The sequence below is a fragment of the Mesorhizobium sp. M7A.F.Ca.CA.003.01.2.1 genome, assembly GCF_003998945.1.
GTDB classification, from domain to species: Bacteria; Pseudomonadota; Alphaproteobacteria; order Rhizobiales; family Rhizobiaceae; genus Mesorhizobium; species Mesorhizobium ciceri.
On sequence record NZ_RZRA01001503.1, the window covers coordinates 1 to 747 of the forward strand.

General features: G+C 63.6%; 2 protein-coding genes. One reads left to right on the top strand and one right to left on the bottom strand.

Annotated elements, in window-relative coordinates; genetic code table 11:
* A partial coding sequence (locus EN969_RS36525; RefSeq protein WP_245467669.1) for a hypothetical protein occupies positions 1 to 208 on the bottom strand: 208 nt, incomplete at its 3' end.
* Between EN969_RS36525 and EN969_RS33785 the strand changes: the two genes are divergently transcribed.
* The coding region (locus EN969_RS33785) for an endolytic transglycosylase MltG (protein ID WP_245467671.1) at positions 207 to 747 on the top strand (541 nt) is incomplete at its 3' end. The two genes, EN969_RS36525 and EN969_RS33785, sit on opposite strands and share 2 nt — an antisense overlap.

Consider the following 747-nt stretch of genomic DNA (forward strand, 5'->3'; position numbering starts at 1 on the left):
CCTCTACTCTGCCGCTGGGGATTCGTTGGGCGATCAAACGGTAGGGCGAAATGAACACAAATCCGGCAGGCAACGGAGAATTCGGGCAACGGCCGGCAACATCCGGACCGATCGTGCCGAAAACGGCCAGCGAGGCGTTGCGGCCAGAGGCCGGCACGCCGCCGCCGAAGCGCTCGCGTGCGTCACGCAGCCAGGTCGTCGTGTTCATGAACTTCGTCATCTCCTCGGTGATGCTGGTGGTTCTGGCGGCCGGCGTCGCGGTCTATTTCGGCAAGCAGGAATTCACCGAGCCCGGACCCTCCGCTAATGGCGATACCTTCCTGGTCAAGCCGAACACCGGCGTCCAGGATATCGCCGACCAGCTCGAACGCCGCGGACTGATCAGTGATGCCCGGGTATTCCGCCTTGGCGTGCGCGCCTTCGGCAATGATTCGGCGCTGAAAGCCGGCGAGTACGAGATCAAGCCCAGGGCTTCCATGCGCGATATCATGGAGCTTCTGAAGAGCGGCAAGTCGGTGATGTATTCGCTGACCATCCCTGAAGGACTGACTGTCGACCAGGCATTGCAGCGCATCGCCAAGGAGACTGCCTTGAGCGGCGACATGCCGGCAACCACGCCGCCGGAGGGCAGCCTCGCCACCGACACGCTGCGCTTCACGCGCGGCGCGACACGCCAGCAGATGGTCGACAAGCTGCTTGCGGATCAGAAGAAGCTGGTTGACGATGTCTGGCAGGTCCGGCGCGCGC